Source organism: Prevotella sp. MA2016 (assembly GCF_000619825.1).
In the GTDB taxonomy this organism is placed as follows: domain Bacteria; phylum Bacteroidota; class Bacteroidia; order Bacteroidales; family Bacteroidaceae; genus Prevotella.
The window spans coordinates 437,832-455,808 of the sequence record NZ_JHUW01000006.1 but is presented as its reverse complement, the minus strand read 5'-3'; the positions used below and the strand labels follow the sequence as shown (position 1 = coordinate 455,808).

General features: G+C 50.7%; 10 protein-coding genes. 5 read left to right on the top strand and 5 right to left on the bottom strand.

All coding sequences use genetic code 11. The features are described from left to right. Positions 1 to 110 precede the first annotated feature (110 nt). Both T360_RS0101645 and T360_RS0101640 read right to left on the bottom strand, forming a co-directional pair. Entirely contained in the window at positions 111 to 1,067 is a 957-nt protein-coding gene (locus T360_RS0101645; RefSeq protein WP_028911244.1) for a phosphatase PAP2 family protein, read from the bottom strand. Beyond that, a complete protein-coding gene (locus T360_RS0101640) occupies positions 1,058 to 2,053 on the bottom strand; it encodes an NAD(P)-dependent oxidoreductase (protein WP_028911243.1) in 996 nt (331 codons plus the stop codon). The genes T360_RS0101645 and T360_RS0101640 overlap by 10 nt, the downstream gene beginning before the upstream one ends. Positions 2,054 to 2,214: 161 nt before the next feature. Here T360_RS0101640 and rnr point away from each other — a divergent pair, with 161 nt between their 5' ends. The 5 genes from rnr to pulA all read left to right on the top strand — a co-directional run bounded on the left by rnr (position 2,215) and on the right by pulA (position 12,977). Beyond that, entirely contained in the window at positions 2,215 to 4,380 is a 2,166-nt protein-coding gene (rnr, locus tag T360_RS0101635) for a ribonuclease R (protein WP_028911242.1), read from the top strand. 39 nt (positions 4,381 to 4,419) lie between these two features. Next, on the top strand, positions 4,420 to 6,060 hold the full coding sequence (locus T360_RS0101630) for a transporter substrate-binding domain-containing protein (RefSeq protein WP_081772650.1): 1,641 nt from the start codon (positions 4,420 to 4,422) through the stop codon (positions 6,058 to 6,060). A gap of 116 nt (positions 6,061 to 6,176) precedes the next feature. Then, complete coding sequence (locus tag T360_RS0101625) at positions 6,177 to 8,855, top strand: 4-alpha-glucanotransferase (RefSeq protein WP_028911240.1); 2,679 nt, start codon at positions 6,177 to 6,179, stop codon at positions 8,853 to 8,855. Continuing rightward, positions 8,856 to 11,069, top strand: coding sequence for a glycoside hydrolase family 97 protein (locus tag T360_RS0101620; protein WP_028911239.1), 2,214 nt, complete (start codon positions 8,856 to 8,858; stop codon positions 11,067 to 11,069). It begins immediately after the preceding gene. A gap of 3 nt (positions 11,070 to 11,072) precedes the next feature. Beyond that, positions 11,073 to 12,977, top strand: coding sequence for a type I pullulanase (gene pulA, locus T360_RS0101615; RefSeq protein ID WP_028911238.1), 1,905 nt, complete (start codon positions 11,073 to 11,075; stop codon positions 12,975 to 12,977). Between the two features lie 96 nt (positions 12,978 to 13,073). Here pulA and T360_RS16450 read toward each other — a convergent pair whose 3' ends face one another. From T360_RS16450 to T360_RS15595, 3 genes are read right to left on the bottom strand one after another with little or no spacing between them, the layout of a single operon-like run. After that, positions 13,074 to 14,846: an alpha/beta hydrolase gene (locus T360_RS16450; protein ID WP_231488023.1), complete on the bottom strand. Its 1,773-nt coding sequence runs from the start codon at positions 14,844 to 14,846 to the stop codon at positions 13,074 to 13,076. Then, positions 14,843 to 16,027: a hypothetical protein gene (locus T360_RS0101600; protein ID WP_028911237.1), complete on the bottom strand. Its 1,185-nt coding sequence runs from the start codon at positions 16,025 to 16,027 to the stop codon at positions 14,843 to 14,845. Before T360_RS0101600 ends, T360_RS16450 begins: the two co-directional genes overlap by 4 nt. A gap of 17 nt (positions 16,028 to 16,044) precedes the next feature. Then, positions 16,045 to 17,973: an alpha/beta hydrolase-fold protein gene (locus T360_RS15595; protein WP_197019248.1), complete on the bottom strand. Its 1,929-nt coding sequence runs from the start codon at positions 17,971 to 17,973 to the stop codon at positions 16,045 to 16,047. Positions 17,974 to 17,977: the final 4 nt, after the last annotated feature.

Sequence of the window (17,977 nt, the reverse complement as noted above, 5' to 3'; positions counted from 1 at the left end):
TGGATGGACAAAAAAGAAAAGAATCCCGACTCACGTTGTGTCGGAATCCCTATTTTATAAAATGTCTTATCCTTACTTAATCGGATGCAAAGATAAACATTATTTTCGAATCAAACAAATTTTTTCGATAAAAAAAACAAAATGGCGTAAATAGCAAATGCCGAAACCCAACCACCTATCACATCAATCGCATAGTGGGCTTGGATATAAACAGTAGCCATACACATCAGCACATAAAAAGGCAGAAGTGCGTACAACAACTTCTTATTACGAGCATGCCATGCCAGCAGCAGCAGAATAGTGGTTATACCCACATGACTACTTGGGAAGGCTGCTGTAGGACGTTCACCTGCGTCATGAGCGCTGGCAACACACTGATAGAAGAAGCCATCTTGCCATCCTGGTGTGGTCAGCGACTCAGAGTGCGTAGCAAAGAAATCACCGATATTCGGCAGGTTCCCCTGTGCTATCTGCTCTACGCCTGCCGCCAGATAGTAATACTGCGGTCCTGTAACAGGCAGCAGCACAAAGATGACATAATAAAGCATGAACGACGCCAGGAGGATGAATGCCACACGCAGGAACTCCTGATAGCGATACCAGAAATAGTAGAATATCACAAGTGCTATCAGCGGATAATACGAGGCATACCCCAGATGCATCAGCTCACTAAACACCGGATTGCTTATCTTCTGTGAGAACAGCAAGGCTGGCTGACAATGAAACAACTGCTGCTCATAGCCGGCAAACACATGGTCGAGATTCGGGAAGATACGATTTATCTCGAAAGTATCCGGATACCACCACGACAGTAATATGAGTTGCAATGCCACTCTGAACATCATCGTGAGTCGGCATGGAATCATGCGATACACACCCCACAGGGCCAATGTAGAGATGACCACCTGTACACGTCCCCATATCATCGCACCAGGAGCCTGTAACTTGGTGTAGGTAATGACAATGAGCAGCAACGTGAACACCAGATAAGCCATCACGGCCCACTCAAAAGCCATCAAACCCTTATGAGGTTTCTTTTCTATCTCAAATAATTTCTTTATAGCCATCGGTTATCCTGATACCATTTGATTGTTTCCTTAACGCCATGTTCCAGATCATACTGGGGTTTGTAACCCAACTCACTCACTGCAGGCTGAATATCGCATCGCCAATTGCGCTGACGCAGGATGTTATACTTATCGTTATTGAGGGCAGTAACCTTACCGGTCAACCTACCTATATATTCGCCAAAGAATGTCACCACGCGCAGCACCCAGATAGGTGCCTTGATACGAATCCACCAAGGATGGCCCAGTTCCTCACGGATAAGATTGCTGAATGTGGCACTTTGATACACATTACCATCACTCAAGAAGTACTTACGACCATTTTTACCCTTATACAAAGCCAGGAATACGGCTTGCACCACATCCTTTACATATACAAAGGTAATATCCTGCCGCTTATATCCCACAGCAAAGTCGGAGTGCTGCTTGATACTCTTAGCCATGATAAAATAGTCCTTTTCGCGAGGGCCATAGACACCTGTCGGACGTAATATTATATAAGGTACGCGAGAGGCCATCTGCTCAAGATACTGTTCGGCCGCCAACTTACTGCGTCCATAGGCCGTATTAGGCTGTGGGGTGTCAGTCTCCTTGATTTCCTGATAAGGCTGTTGTTCACGGATAGCCCCAAAAATACTGAGACTGCTCACAAACACAAATCGTTTCAGTGGCATCTCCACCTCCAAGAGTGCATCGATAAGATTCTTGGTACCCTCGGTATTGATTCGGAAAAAATCTTGTTTATCCAAACACTTGGTCACACCAGCAGCGTGCACCACATAATCAAAACGATGCCCACGCAGTTGCTCTACAAGTTGGTCTTTCGACGAGAGGTTCAACTCAATAAAGTTGATGCGCTCATCCTGCAGATAAGCCTTAGAACTACTTCCTCGCACCGCAGCCCAAGTATCAAAGCCACGACGGAGTGCTTCCTCAACAATAAACGAGCCAATAAAGCCACTCGCCCCAGTTACTAATATCTTCATGCAGTTTACAATTTGAGTGCAAAGGTACACAAAAGTTAAGAGTTAAGAGTTAAGAATTAAGAAAAAATAAGTTCTGGCAGCAAATTTTCTTAACTCTTAATTCTTAATTATTAATTAAATTGCTATCTTTGCAGTCAGAAAATAAAAAAAGAAAACAAGCTATGGGTAAGAAGAAAGGCGGAAAAAGGCTAGGAAAGAAACAGGTGAGCGAATTGCTGCAGAATCTGTTTCAGCATAATCCTAACGAAACATTCTCGTTCAAACAGATTTTTAAAGTATTGAAACTCGATACGCATCCACTCAAGATGCTTGCCATCGATGTGATGGAAGAGATGGCATGGGACGACTTCCTGCTGAAGGTGAGCGACAACTCCTACAGACTGAATCAGAAGACTCAGGTTCAGGAGGGCATTTTCCACCGGAAAGCCAGTGGTCGCAACTCTTTTGTGCCCGATGATGGTGGCACGCCGGTGTTTGTGGCCGAGCGCAACTCGATGTCGGCCATGGATGGCGACCGCGTCCAAGTATCACTTATGGCACGTCGCGATAAGCACATCAAAGAGGCGATGGTCATCGAGATTGTGAAGCGTGCCCGCGACACCATCGTTGGTAAGTTGCGTGTTGAGAAAGATTTTGCTTTCTTGGTCACTGCCGACTCAACGATTGTACACGACATCATCATCCCTAAACGCAAGCTTAAGGGTGGAAAGACCGACGATAAGGCCGTTGTAAAAATCATCCAGTGGCCCGACCAGGATCATAAGAACATCATCGGATCGGTGATTGACATCCTTGGAAAGACCGGCGAGAACAACGCCGAGATGCATGCCATATTGGCTCAGTACAACCTGCCCTACAAATATCCGAAGCTTGTAGAAGAGGCTGCTGAGAAGATTGATGCTGCCATCACACCTGAGGAGATAGCCCGTCGCGAAGATTTCCGCGATGTGTTCACTTGTACTATCGACCCGAAGGATGCCAAGGACTTCGACGATGCGCTGTCCATCAGACCAATCACCAACACCCAACACCCAACATCCAACACCTGTCTCTGGGAGGTGGGTGTTCACATTGCCGATGTATCACACTACGTAAAAGAGGGTTCAATCATCGATAAGGAGGCTTTCGCGCGTGCCACCAGTATCTATCTGGTAGATCGCACTATCCCTATGCTTCCCGAGCGCCTATGCAACTTCATCTGTTCGCTGCGCCCTGATGAGGAGAAGCTGTGCTACAGCGTAATCTTCAAGATGGACGACGAGGCCAACATCAAGGATTGGCACCTGGCTCACACCGTCATCAAGAGTAACCGCCGCTATGCCTATGAGGAGGTACAGCAGATTATAGAAGAGGGCAAGGGTGAAAACGCCGAGGTGCTACTGAAACTCGATGCACTGGCAAAGAAACTGCGCGAAGCCCGATTCAAGAACGGCAGCGTGAAGTTCGACCGTGAGGAGCTGCACTTTGACATCGATGAGACAGGCAAGCCCATCAGAGCTTATTTCAAGGTATCGAAAGATGCCAATAAGTTGATTGAAGAATTCATGCTGCTGGCCAATAAGACCGTAGCCGAATCAATAGGTCGCGTAAAGAAGGGTGTTAAAGCCAAGACACTGCCCTATCGTATCCACGACCAACCCGACCCACAGAAGTTGGAGAACCTGCGTGAGTTTGTTGCCAAGTTCGGCTATAAAGTGAAGACAGCAGGCACGAAAGGGGCTATCACCAAGTCTCTCAATGCCCTGATGTCGCAAGCCGAAGGTACCCGCGAGCAGAATGCTATCGAGACAGTTGCCCTGCGTGCCATGATGAAAGCTAAGTACAGCGTGCACAACATCGGTCACTATGGTCTGGCATTCGACTACTACACGCACTTCACTTCGCCTATACGTCGTTATCCCGACATGATGGTTCACCGTTTGTTAACCAAGTATCAGGATGGTGCCCGCTCGGCCAACAAGGAGAAGTACGAAGAGCTTTGTGAGCACTGTAGCGACATGGAGCAGATCTCTATGAATGCAGAGCGCGACTCTATCAAGTACAAGATGGTTGAGTTCATGGCCGATAAGATAGGCAACACTTACGATGCCCATATCAGCGGCATCACATCCTACGGTATCTATGCACAGATAGACGAGACTCACTGCGAAGGTATGATTCCTATTCGCGACTTGGGCAACGACTATTACGACTTCGATGAAAAGAACTATATGATTATCGGTCGCCGCCATCACACCAAGTACCAGCTGGGTGACCCGATACGCATACAGGTGGCCCGTGCCAATCTGGAGCGCAAACAGTTAGACTTCACGCTAGCCGAAGATTAATTATAGGAACTTATATAACAATAGTTACACGCGATAACAATGAGACGGTATAAACACGTATTCGTAGGACTGTTACTGACCACTTTATGCTGCATGCCTATGCGTGCAGCATACGTTCCACCAACAGAGCAGATCACCATTGGCCTCGATGCCAACTATGCTCCACTGCAGTCTGTAGATAAAGACGGTCTGCCACATGGCTACGATATCGACTTCACACGCGAACTGATGAAACGTATGGGTATCAAATTCTATTATGTACCCAACCTGTGGAACAAGGTTGCCACATCAGTACTGAATGGTGATACCGATCTGGCCATGATGGTCTATTCACCTTATCGCAAAGACTCTATCTACTATTCACGCCCTATCTTCCGCCTGTATTATCAGGTGGTTTACCGCAAGGACGACTATAAGGTCTTCGACTTCCGCAACCTGAAAGACAAGACATTTGCCTTCCTGAATTCACGCCATATCAGCGAACTGGTGGAGCGCGAGGGTGGTAAAAGTGTGAAGGTGAACGACCTTGACCAGTCGTTCCGCGAACTGGCAAGCGGGCGCTATGATGCCATCATCTGCTACCGCTATCAAGCCAAATATTTCATTGACCATTATCACTTAGACAATCTGGCTCGTGAAGAGATCTCACTACAGCCGCGCGAATATTGCTACGTCGGACATAACAAGGAACTCATAGATGCCATCAGCTTAGAAATCGCCAAGATGGATAGTGAAGGGCTGGTGGACAAAATCTATGGTGCCGAAATCAAAGATGTCATCAAGCACAGCTTCATTCCTCAGTGGTTATGGTATGTAGGCTTGGCTATCATCATCTCATTCATCACGCTATATATATTCACGCTCTACAAATCGCGCCGCAAGCTTAAATTCAGCAATGCCATGCTTGAAACCAACTATAACATTCTGGAGATGAGCCACATGGAGCTGGAGCAAATTAACCATCAGCTGATAGAGGCCACGGCCAGAGCCGAGGAGTCATCAAAGATGAAGACCAAATTCATCCAACAGATATCTCATGAGATTCGTACACCTCTGAATATCCTGAGCGGATTCACACAGATATTGACTACACCCGATTTAGAATTAGGTGAAGAAGAGAAGAAACAGATTTCAAAAGATATCGTGGCTAATACCGAGCGTATCACAGGACTGGTCAACAAGATGCTGGAGTTGAGTGATGCCAGCTGCCGCAGCGTTATTGAACTAACCGACAGCGTATCACCCTCCAAGATAGCAAGGGATGCGATAGCCAAGAGTATGATTGCCGAGAGCGAGAATCTATCATTCGATTTAGAGATGCCAACCGACATAGATGATGTGACTATAAAGACCAACCTGACAGCAGCGGTGCGTGCACTCTCCTTATTATTAGACAATGCGCGCAAGTTCAGTACAAAAAACGACAGTCCACAAGTTAAGTTGCACCTGGAGACTTCAGTCAACAAGATACAGTTTATTGTAGAAGACAATGGCATCGGCATACCAACCGATCAAGCCGAGCATATTTTTGAGGAATTTGTTCAACTTGATGATTACTACGACGGAACAGGCATCGGTCTGACCGTGGCTCGCAGCATGGCACGCCGGATGGGAGGCGACATTACCCTGGACACCAACTACAGTCCTGGAGCCAGGTTCATCATGACACTGCCACGATAGACAGACAGGCAATCATGCAATCGTTTGCATCGAGAAACCATCAAATACAAACCCGTTTGGAAACACCGAACGGGTTATTTTTGTACTTTTGCCAAAAATAACTAAAAGCAATTGGTATGAAGATCGTATTCAACCTGGAGTACCAGACTATCTTCGGCGAAGAGCTGGCACTTAACATCCTAATGGATGGCAAGACGGAAGAGCACAAGATGACAACCCTCGACGGTTTACACTGGATGTGCCAAATGAGTAAAACAATGAGGTCGGACGACCACATTGATTACTATTATGCAGTGATGCGCGGCGATCAGCAGCAGCGTCAAGAGTGGCTGACGATTCCTCATCGTTTGGAGTTTGCAGCCACCAAGGGTGCTCGCTATATCGTTTACGACCACTGGATTGATATTCCAGAGGATTCTTTCCTGTACTCAACAGCTTTTACAGAGTGCGTGGCAAGTAGAAACTTAAAGATGAGCGAGCCTGCTTCTTACGACAAGACCATACGTCTGAAAGTTCGTGCACCACAATTGCGCAACAACGAACGTCTGGCACTGCTTGGTGGCGGCGAAGCCCTGGGCAACTGGGAAGCCAAGCGCGCTATCGAAATGACTGAGCACGAGAACAACGAGTGGGTAGTCAGTCTTGATGCCGATAAGTTGCCTCGTAGTTGCGAGTTTAAGTTTGTAGCACTCGACGAGGAGGAGGATGTCACCCCACTTTGGGAGAATGGCATGAACCGCACTATCGAACTGCGCGAGGTGGCTGCAGGCGAGGTGATTGTCTATGAGCTGTCGCAAGCCTACTTTCCTGTTTATCCTTGGAAGGGCGCCGGCACCGTTATCCCAATCTTCTCACTGCGCAGTGAGGGTAGCTTTGGTGTTGGCGATTTTGGCGACCTGAAGTTGATGATCGACTGGTGCGACAAGACCAAGCAGCGCGTGCTGCAGGTACTGCCCATCAACGATACCAATATCACCCACACCTGGCAGGATTCATATCCTTATAACTCTATCAGCATCTATGCACTGCATCCGCAGTACACTGATTTGCGCCAACTGCCACAGCTGAAAGACGAAAAGCTGCGCCAGGAGTACGAGGTACTGCGCCAGACACTGAACGCGCTGCCACAGATCGACTATGAGCGTGTGAACAACGCTAAGATGGACTATCTGCATGCCATCTATGCTCAGGAGGGTGCCAAGACGATGAAGACAGCAGCCTTCAAGCAGTTCTTCGAGCAAAACAAGGAGTGGCTGGTACCTTATGCTGCCTTCTGTCATTACCGTGATCTGTACGGCACAGCTACCTTCCAGGACTGGCCCGACCATCATGAGTTGCCCGACAGCGAGCGTGAGGCCATGAGCAAGTCAACAACTAAGTTATATAAAGAGGTGGCATTCTGGTACTATGTACAGTTCAACCTTGATCAGCAGATGCATGCCGCCCATGCTTATGCCCGTCAGAAGCGCGTGGTACTGAAGGGCGATATCCCCATCGGCATCAGTCGCGATGGTGTAGAGGCTTGGGTAGAACCTAAGTACTTCAACCTGAACGGTCAGGCCGGTGCGCCACCTGATGCTTTCTCAGCCAACGGACAGAACTGGGGCTTCCCCACCTACAACTGGGATGCCATGCTCGAAGATGGCTGTTCATGGTGGGTACGCCGCTTCCGCAAGATGGCAGAGTACTTCGATGCCTATCGCATCGACCATGTATTAGGATTCTTCCGTATCTGGGAGATCCCCATCCATTCAGTTCACGGTCTGTTAGGTCAGTTCTCACCCTCATTGGGTATGACGCGTGAGGAGATAGAGGCTTATGGTCTGCACTTCCAGGAGGAGCTCTTTACGAAGCCATTCATAGCCGACTGGACACTGGATCGCATCTTTGGCGAGCGTGCCCAGTACGTGAAGGACACCTTCCTGAATCACGCCCACGATGATATCTGGCAGATGAAGCCCGAATACGACACCCAACGCAAGGTAGAAGCAGCCTTTAAGGGTAAGACCGACGAGACCGACATCCATCTGCGTGATGGTCTGTATGCCCTCATCAGCGATGTACTCTTCGTGCGCGACCGCAAGAACAAGGATAAGTTCCACCCACGTATCGGTGTGCAGAACGACTTTATCTACGAGGCCCTCTGGGATAACGACAAGGCAGTGTTCAACCGCCTGTACAACGACTACTTCTATCGCCGCAACAACCAGTTCTGGTACACCGAGGCGATGAAGAAGATGCCTCGTCTGACACAGGCTACGCGCATGCTGGTATGTGCCGAAGACCTGGGAATGGTGCCCGACTGCGTACCCTGGGTGATGAACGAACTGCGCATCCTGAGTCTCGAGATTCAGTCGATGCCGAAAGACCCCAAGACACGCTTTGGCAAACTGTCGCACAACCCCTATCGCTCGGTCGATACCATCTCTACACACGACATGTCAACACTGCGCCAGTGGTGGGATGAAGACGAGGAACAGACACAGAGCTACTACAACACCACACTGCGCCGTGGTGGCGCAGCCCCTCACCCACTACCAGGCTGGTTGGCCAAGGACATCGTGAGCCGTCATCTCACATCACCCTCTATGCTCTGTCTGCTGTCACTGCAGGATTGGCTGAGCATCGACGAGGGCCTGCGCCTGCCCGACCAGAATGCCGAGCGCATCAACATCCCGGCCAATCCACGCCACTACTGGCGTTACCGCATGCACCTCACCATCGAGCAGTTGCTGCAGGCCGACGACTTCAACAACGAGATTAGTACACTTATTATTCAAAGCGGAAGAAAATAAATGAAAAAATTACTTTTGTCGCTGGCATTGCTGCCACTGATGGTCATCGCCGGCAATATCAAATCGCCTAACGGCAACATCGAATTAAAGTTTTCAGTTGACAACACCGGTCGCCCTGTCTATGAGATGACCTACAAGGGGCGTGCCGTCATCAAACCATCTCATCTCGGACTGGAGTTGGCCAAGGACCGCCACTCTTCGAAGTGGACCAACGAGACCGACCTGATGGACGGCTTCACCATCGCCAAGGAAGAGACATCTACCTTCGACGAGACCTGGCAGCCAGTATGGGGCGAGACCAAGAACATTCGTAACCACTACAACGAGCTGGCCGTCACCCTGGATCAGCCATCGGCAAAGCGCCAGATACTCATCCGTTTCCGTGTCTATGACGAGGGTATCGGATTCCGTTATGAGTTCCCCCAGCAGAAGGAGCTCAACTACTTCCTCATTGAGGAGGAGCGCACGGAGTTTGCCATGGCAGGCGACCATACAGCTTGGTGGTTGCCTGGCGACTACGACACACAGGAGCAGGTGACACAGGAGACCAAGCTCTCGGGCATTCGTGGTCGTTTCAACGAGGCTGTCAACTGGTACAACTCATCGGTAGCCGTGTTCTCGGAGACGGGTGTGCAGACATCACTGCAGATGAAGAGCGACGATGGTCTTTACATCAATATCCATGAGGCAGCCTGTCTGGACTATGCCACCATGCATCTGGAACTGGTGGATGCTCAGACCAAGCACCTCTCACAGGAGCTAAAGGGCTTTACCAATGCCTATACGCCTAATCCAGCTCCCTCACGCTATCCTTTGCCACAGCCTTTCACCTTCGTGAGCCACCTTACTCCCGATGCTACAGGCTTGAAGGGTGCCATGCAGACACCTTGCAACACCCCTTGGCGCACTGTGATGGTATCGGATGATGCACGCGACATGCTGTCGAACAACCTCATCCTGAACCTGAACGAACCTTGTAAGATTGAGGACACCTCATGGATCCATCCTACCAAGTACTGCGGTGTATGGTGGGAGATGATTGTGGGTAAGAGTTCATGGAACTATACCGACGAATACCCCAGCATCAAACTCGACCAGATCGACTGGAACAAGGTGAAGCCCAATGGTCGTCATGGTGCCAACAACGAGAAAGTGAAGCGCTATATCGACTTCGCTGCCAAGAACGGTCTCGACGAAGTGCTCGTAGAGGGTTGGAACGTAGGTTGGGAAGACTGGGCCAACCTGTGGAAGCGCGACGTGTTCGACTTCGTGACTCCCTATCCCGATTTCGATATCAAGATGCTCAACGACTATGCCCACTCTAAGGGCGTGAAACTGCTGATGCACCACGAGACCTCAAGTTCTACTCAGAACTACGAGCGCCACATGGAACAGGCTTTCAACCTGATGAACAAATACGGCTACGACGCTGTGAAGACCGGTTACGTAGGTGACATCATCCCTCGTGGCGACCACCACTACTCGCAGTCGATGAACAACCACTACCTCTATGTAGTGAAAGAGGCTGCCAAGCACCATATCATGGTCAATGCCCACGAGGCTACACGTCCTACAGGTCTCTGCCGCACATGGCCTAACCTCGTAGGCAACGAGTCGGCACGCGGCACAGAGTATGAGGCCTTCGGCGGTTCTAACCCCGACCACACCTGCATTCTGCCATTCACCCGTTTGCAGGGCGGTCCGATGGACTACACCCCAGGTATCTTCGTCACCAAGCTGAAGGAGTGGAGCGACAACGACTCTTGGGCACGCATCACCATCGCTGGTTCGTTGGCACTCTATCTCACCATGTACTCACCATTGCAGATGGCTGCCGACCTGCCCGAAAACTACGAGAAGTTCGACGATGCCTTCCAGTTCATCCGCGATGTGGCTTGCGACTGGGATGAGAGCATCTATCTGGAGGCCGAACCAGCCGACTATATCACTGTAGCCCGCAAAGCCAAGGGCACCGACAACTGGTTTATCGGTGGCAAATGTGATGAGAACGGACATAAGAGCACGATTAAGCTCAACTTCTTAGACAAAGGTCGTAAATACGACTGTACCATCTATGCCGATGCCAAGGATGCTCACTACGAGAAGAATCCTCAGGCTTATGTCATCACCAAGAAGGTGGTAACAGCCAAGGATGTACTGAAGCTCACAGAGGCTCCTGGCGGAGGTTTCGCCGTATCACTTATTGCAAAGTAAAGCATGAAGAAATTGTTTTTCGCAGGATTGCTGTCTATGCTACTACCCCATCAGGTAGTAGCACAGACGTTTAAAGAGGTGAGCTATGCGCCTCAAGAAACCAAGTTCCAGTTGTTTGCGCCTAATAATGCCAAGCAGGTCACCGTTCGTATCTATAAAGACGGACTGGGCGGCAAGGCCATCAAGCGCGTGAGAATGCAGAAGACTGGCGACGAGTGCTGGACAGCCACCATCAAGGGCGACCTGATGGGTAGGTTCTACACCTTCGACATGGGTAAGGGCGAGTGCCCTGGTGTCTTTGCCAAGGCCGTAGGTGCCAACGGCAAGCGTGGTGCCATCATCAATATGGCCAGCACCGATCCTGAGCACTGGTGCTGTGATGAGCGTCCTGTCACAAAATCGCCTGCCGACCTGGTGATCTACGAGATGCACCACCGTGATTTCTCCATCAAGCGTCAGGATGCCCAGTATCCGGGCAAGTTCATGGCGCTCACCGAGCCTTGGGCTATCGACCATCTGAAGTCGTTGGGCGTCAATGCCGTGCATATCCTGCCCAGCTACGACTATGGTTCGGTGGATGAGACCCGACTGAGCGACAACAAGTACAACTGGGGCTACGATCCTGTGAACTACAATGTACCCGAGGGTGGCTATTCCACCAATCCTTACAAGCCTGAGGTACGTATCCGCGAGTTCAAGCAGATGGTGCAGGCACTGCACAAGGCTGGCATCCGTGTGATTCTCGACGTGGTGTATAACCACACCTACGACATCGAGCACTCCAACTTCCAGCGCACCTATCCCGACTATTTCTATCGCAAGACAGCCGACGGTCAGTACAGCAACGGCAGTGGCTGCGGCAATGAGACTGCATCCGAAAAGCCGATGATGCGCCAGTTTATGATAGAGAGCGTGAAGTACTGGATCAACGAATTCCATATCGACGGATTCCGTTTCGACCTGATGGGCGTGCACGACATCGAGACGATGAACGCCATCCGTCAGGCTGTCGATGACATCGATCCCACCATCTTTATTTATGGCGAGGGTTGGAGTGCAGGCAGCTGTGCTTATCCACAGGAAAAGCTCGGCATGAAGGCCAACATCCCACAGATGCCACGCATAGCAGCCTTCAGCGATGAGATTCGCGATGCGCTGCGCGGTCCGTTCAGCGACGACACCAAACCTGCCTTCTTAGCAGGAGAGCCTGACCAAAAGGAGAGCATTAAGTTCGGTATTGCTGGCGCCATCAGTCATCCACAGGTAGATATGACCAAGGTAAACTACAGCAAGGAGCCATGGGCGATAGAGCCAACGCAGATGATCAGCTATGTGAGTTGTCACGACGACATGTGCCTGGTAGATCGCCTGAAGAGCAGCATCCCTGGCATCACCACCGAAGAGCTGATCAAGCTCGACCTGCTGGCACAGACAGCCGTGTTCACCTCACAGGGTGTGCCCTTCATGCTCAGCGGTGAGGAGCTGCTGCGCAACAAGAAAGGCGTGCACAACAGCTTTGAGTCGCCCGACAGCATCAATCAGCTCGACTGGGCCAACAAGACCAAGTATCCACAGGTGTTCAATTATTATAAGAACCTGATTCAGCTGCGCAAGAACCATCCTGCTTTCCGTTTGGGCAATGCCGACTTGGTGCGCAAGCACCTGGAGTTTATCGACGCCCCAGAAAGTGTCGTGGCTTTCCGTCTGAAGAACTATGCAGGACGCGACGACTGGCGCAACATCATCGTGGTGCTCAATGCCAACAAGGAGCCCATGGAGCTCACCATCCCTGATGGTCACTACACCATCGTATGCTGCGACGGCACCATCAACGAGAATGGCCTCGGCACCCTCAAAGGCTCCAAGGCCATCGTAGATGCCCAGTCGGCATTAATCCTCCACGACTAAACAGAAAGTTACTTTTCGATGCCCGAAAAGTAACTTTTCACCGGATAAGAAGTAGCTTCTCACCATACGAGGAGCTACTTCTTGTAATGTAATGGACTATTTAAACTTAGCGTTCTTTTCGATGGTCCAGTCCTTGCGTTTCAGGAGGGCGGGCTTTTTGCCTTTGAACAGTTTCTCGGCCTGCTTGTCGCCCTTCAGCTGCCAGTCGAGCCAAGCCAGAGCTACTACGGTGAACTCACCACCATGGGGCTCACGATAGGTGCCACCATGACCTACGGGATAGTTGACAGCACAGGCTGGCACGTGACTGATACGATGGAAGTCGTCCATACCATTGCCATAGGCGATATCTGTCTCGCCACCCAGTATATATATAATAGGTGTATGAATCTCATTCAACTTCTCCTTAGGAGGCATGGGCATACCGCCTACTGCCTGGGCAGCATTCTGCTGGTTGAAGAGACCGCTATTGCAAATCATGAGCGATTTGATACGAGGGTCGGCGCAGTTGAAGAGGGTCTGCAGGCCGCCACACGACATACCCGACACACAGATATTCTTCACGTCAATCTTCTGATAGAAGGGTGACTCGGGATCGGCATTCTGCGCGATAGCCCAGTCGATAGATTCTATCTGCTGCTCTGAGCGCGACATAGGACCTTTATACCACTCATCGTCCATGGGGATGATGCCAGTGGCCAATACCAGATAGCCATGCGAGGCAATCTCGTTGAGGAAGTTCATGTGCTCGAAAGGCGAGTTGGCACACGCACCGTTACCCCATACCAAGACGGGCAGTGGATGCTGGGCATCAAACTGCGAGAGGTCCTGCGGACAGAACACGGTGTGCTCCTTCAGACCGGGCACCTCTTTCATGATGGCCTTATAGGCACCGGTACCACCATCCTCGATGATGCGCTCCTTCAGCATCACGTCCTGCAGAAAGTTCACCATCTTCTTCAGATTCTCTGAAGTGTACATAGCTGGTCCGCCATGACTGCCCTCGGGCACGAAGGTGGCCTCGGTCTTCACACCGGCAGTCTGCAACAACTCGTAGAACTGCTTGCCCTGACAGCAGGGCACCACATTGTCCTTTTCACCATGGAAGATGATAATGGGGGGATCATAGCTGTCCACATAAGTGGTGGCACTCAGGCTGCGATACTTATCTGGCTCCTTGTCCAACTTCGCATTGAGCAGCACGTCCTCAGGACTGTTTTCGCCCATCGTCATGTGCTCGCCACAGTCCATGGCGGTCAGATCGACAGGCCCCGACCAGTCGCAGGCGGCATTCACCTCACTGCTCTGGCAGAGATATTTGCCGACGGTGCCTTCCAGGTCGATATCCACTGTACCCACCTTCAGGTGCTTCACACCACTGGTGGTGGCAGCAACTGATGACAGATGACCACCAGAAGAGAAACCGCTGGTAGCGATGAACGAGGTGTCAAACTTATACTTCGCAGCCTCACCACGAACGAAACGGATGACGGCACGGATATCATGAATCTGAGCTGGCCACTTGGCGTCCATACTCGAACGGTGGTTAGGACAAACCACTGCAAAACCGGCATCCAACAGACTCTTCACGATGGTTCCCAAGTCGGCCATGCCCTTACTGTTGTTGCTGAACCAGGCACTGCCATAGATATGGATGACCACGGGATAAGATGCCTGCTCCTTCTTGGGGAGATAGATGTCACAGGTGTGATAGGCCTGGTCGTCGCCAGCATAGTTCACATCCTTCCACTCTTGCGAGGTCTCCAGCTTCACCTGGGGTGCCTGAAAGCCTCCGAATCCGCCTGCAGGCTGAGCCATGGCTACAGCCGAGAGACAACACATACATACTGATAATATAGTCTTCTTCATTTGATTAATGTTTTAGAATAAACGCGAATATCACTCGTTTTAGTATCTTTGCCTAACAAAAATTTATCAATAAAGGCCAAAACTTCGGGCCATTGGCACTCGGGCAGTTGGCAATGGCCATGACCACCAACGATACTCCAGCCCATACGGTCGGCAATACCGAAACGCTCCCACACCTTCTTGGCAGCCTCAGCAGATACCAGCATGGCATCATCGGCCAACCACTTGTAATCGGGATTGCCCAACAGCAGCAAGGCACGCGGACACACCAGTGCACAGAGCTCGTGCTGGTCGTAAGGCAACTGATACACACTGTCGCCATGGAAGTTGGCAAGCTGACTCTCCAGGAACCAGTGATAGTCGGTCTTATCCAGATTCTCTACACTGTCCTGCAGATGCGAGTAGCGCCAGGCAGCAGCACCGCCACCACCAGGTTCCTGAGCGATGGTGAGTGCCACACGCTCATCGAAGGCACCGCAATAGAGCGCCATCTTACCGGCATACGAGCAACCAGTGACACCGATATGCTTGGTATCGATCTTGGTCACCTCGGGACCTAACAACTCCAAGCCATCTATCAAGCGACTGAAGCCCCAAGCCCATTCGCTGTAGGCTCCGTTGTCCTTCAAGTCGGGATAGAGGCGGTCGAAGTTGTGCTCACCACGCTCATGGTGCTTACCCCACTGTCCGTAGTCGTTCACCTGCTTCTCGTGGAAGTTCATGGTGGCGATAGGACGGTCCTCAAAGAGTTGACGTGGCAGTGCAATCATGCTCGAGCCGATCATCAGGGGATAAGGGGCATTACCTGTCTTGGGATATCTGATTTCCGAACTCAGGGTGAGCGTCTGTCCATTCACGGTCACATCGACGATGAGGGTGTCGCCACTCATATGGGCTTTGATATGCTCTTTCTTCACAGCTGGCTTCTCGCCAATACCATAATGCTGTATCAGCGCTGCTATCTCACTACGGCGACGTGCCCAGTCGCTAAAGCCGTTGACACCTTTCAACGGGTCGGGCAGGTCCTTGATGACTGGCAACTGACTGGCCTCGGGCATGGGAGGCTTAGCAAAAGCAGCACCTGTGTTCTCTACTTGATAGCTAAAAGGAAGTTGGCCACCCTGCTGCGCCTGAGCGCAGAGGGCAGCACAACACAGTACAATAGTTGATATAAGTTTCATAGTTCTTTTCTCTTGATTTACATACCGAAGCCGCCGCCGAAGCCACCGCCTCCATTAAAGCCGCCACCGCCGAAGCCACCCATAGCTGGGAACTCAGGATCGGGCTGTTTCTTAATTTCAAGCAACAGTTTTACTAAGGCTCTGCGACGCAAGCTCCATGTAGGATAGTCATTGGCGTCGAGCTTGTTCATCTTAAAACCAGGCATCTGCATACCACCCTGCTGCTGACTCAGATCCTGAGCGCTCACGGTAATCATACAGGGTTTGGCATTGCCATCAGCAATCAATCGGTCGGTAATGGCATCAGCACCACCTACCTTAAACCAGCTTTCTACTGATTCACCTTCGACAGGAATCAGCTGGATAAAGGCAGGCATCACGCCCATACGCATATTGCCAGAGATATAGAAAGCGGTATTACGCTCCAGGTCGTAGCTGACACGACCGTGATCTATCTCACCTTGCGAGGCGAAGTTGAATGGCGACTTAGGATTGTCGGCCACACTGTACTTAAAGCCGGCATCAGGCGAGATATACATGTTGCTGGGGTCGGTCACCTGCATGCTGTCAACCACAAAACAATACTTAAAGGTCTCAAACAGATACTCGTTCAGTTTCACGCTCCACACACCATCGCTGTCGCGCTCCATAGCCACATGCTCGGGCAGCATCTCGCATTCCAACTCCACTTTCTTGGCATCAGGCGCCTTGAAACGGAAGATGATACCATCCTCGGTATATTCAGGTGAGATGATAGGACGTGGGAAGAGTCGGGCCATCACACCGGGAGTGAACTGCTGCTCTTTTCCGGTCTTGGCAGGGGCTGGCTCACCGGTTGCCATAGCGGCTTCGGCAGCTTTCTTATTGAAGAGCAGTGGCAGGGTCTTGGTCAGGAAATACTTGGCGTTCATCCAGGTATGTCCGAACTTATCATTGGTAAACTCCTTCACACTACGGATGCCCTTGGTATCCAGAAACTCCATATAGTCGCGGGCATTGCCATACAGGAAATCGTCGGTGCCAACGCCCAACCAGAACAAGCGAATCTTCTTGTTCGTATCCTCGGCATTATCGTAAACACCTGCAATATCGGTTGATGTAAACGAGCTGTAGCTGCACAGATACGAGAACTTATCGAGGTTGCTCAAGCCATTGAACAAGGCCTGGTTACCACCACGCGAGAAACCACCGATGGCACGATGATCCTTATTGTTGATAGTACGGTAGTTCTTCTCGATATAAGGCATCAGGTCGTTGATCAAGTCCTTACTGAAAACGTCGCCACCAAAACGGGTCTGTGGAGCGCCGTTAGCAGCAGGCGCAGCCAACAGTTTGGTGGGATTACCATAAGGCAGCACGATAATCATCTCCTTGGCAGCCTTCTGTGCCAGCAGGTTGTCGAGGATATAGTTCACACGACCCACCTTGTAATATACCTCTTCGGTATCGGTAGTACCACTGATGAGATAGAACACGGGATATTTCTTATCACGACTCATCATGTAGTTGGGTGGCAGATAAACGATGGCTGTATTGGTGCCGCCTAAGCTCTTAGAGTAATAATGCACATACTCCATGGTGCCATGGGGCACATCCTTGATGTCGTGGGGTAATCCGTCTTTCGATTTAATTTCCAACAGACTGTTCTTAAAGCCCTCGTTGGGGAAATACTGAGGGTTATCGGGGTCCATGATGCTCACACCATCAACCACGAAACAATAGGGATACATGTCGGGGGCAGCCGGACCCAGTGTCACGGTCCATAAGCCAGTCTTGGCATCTTTCTGCATGGCCTTTCGCCCTGCAAACTGCACATCAACCAGCACCTCTTTGGCCTGGTCGTTCTTGTACTGGAATGTCACCGTACCATCGGCATGGGTAATGGTGCCGGCCTTTGCCTGCATACAGCAGGTTAGGAGTAACAATAAAAAGGTTTTTGTTTTCATACGT

Coding starts and splice junctions, on each gene's coding strand:
- T360_RS0101645 (WP_028911244.1), bottom strand. CDS start 1,067: ATGGCTATAAAGAAATTATTTGAGATAGAAAAGAAACCTCATAAGGGT.
- T360_RS0101640 (WP_028911243.1), bottom strand. CDS start 2,053: ATGAAGATATTAGTAACTGGGGCGAGTGGCTTTATTGGCTCGTTTATT.
- rnr (WP_028911242.1), top strand. CDS start 2,215: ATGGGTAAGAAGAAAGGCGGAAAAAGGCTAGGAAAGAAACAGGTGAGC.
- T360_RS0101630 (WP_081772650.1), top strand. CDS start 4,420: ATGAGACGGTATAAACACGTATTCGTAGGACTGTTACTGACCACTTTA.
- T360_RS0101625 (WP_028911240.1), top strand. CDS start 6,177: ATGAAGATCGTATTCAACCTGGAGTACCAGACTATCTTCGGCGAAGAG.
- T360_RS0101620 (WP_028911239.1), top strand. CDS start 8,856: ATGAAAAAATTACTTTTGTCGCTGGCATTGCTGCCACTGATGGTCATC.
- pulA (WP_028911238.1), top strand. CDS start 11,073: ATGAAGAAATTGTTTTTCGCAGGATTGCTGTCTATGCTACTACCCCAT.
- T360_RS16450 (WP_231488023.1), bottom strand. CDS start 14,846: ATGAAGAAGACTATATTATCAGTATGTATGTGTTGTCTCTCGGCTGTA.
- T360_RS0101600 (WP_028911237.1), bottom strand. CDS start 16,027: ATGAAACTTATATCAACTATTGTACTGTGTTGTGCTGCCCTCTGCGCT.
- T360_RS15595 (WP_197019248.1), bottom strand. CDS start 17,973: ATGAAAACAAAAACCTTTTTATTGTTACTCCTAACCTGCTGTATGCAG.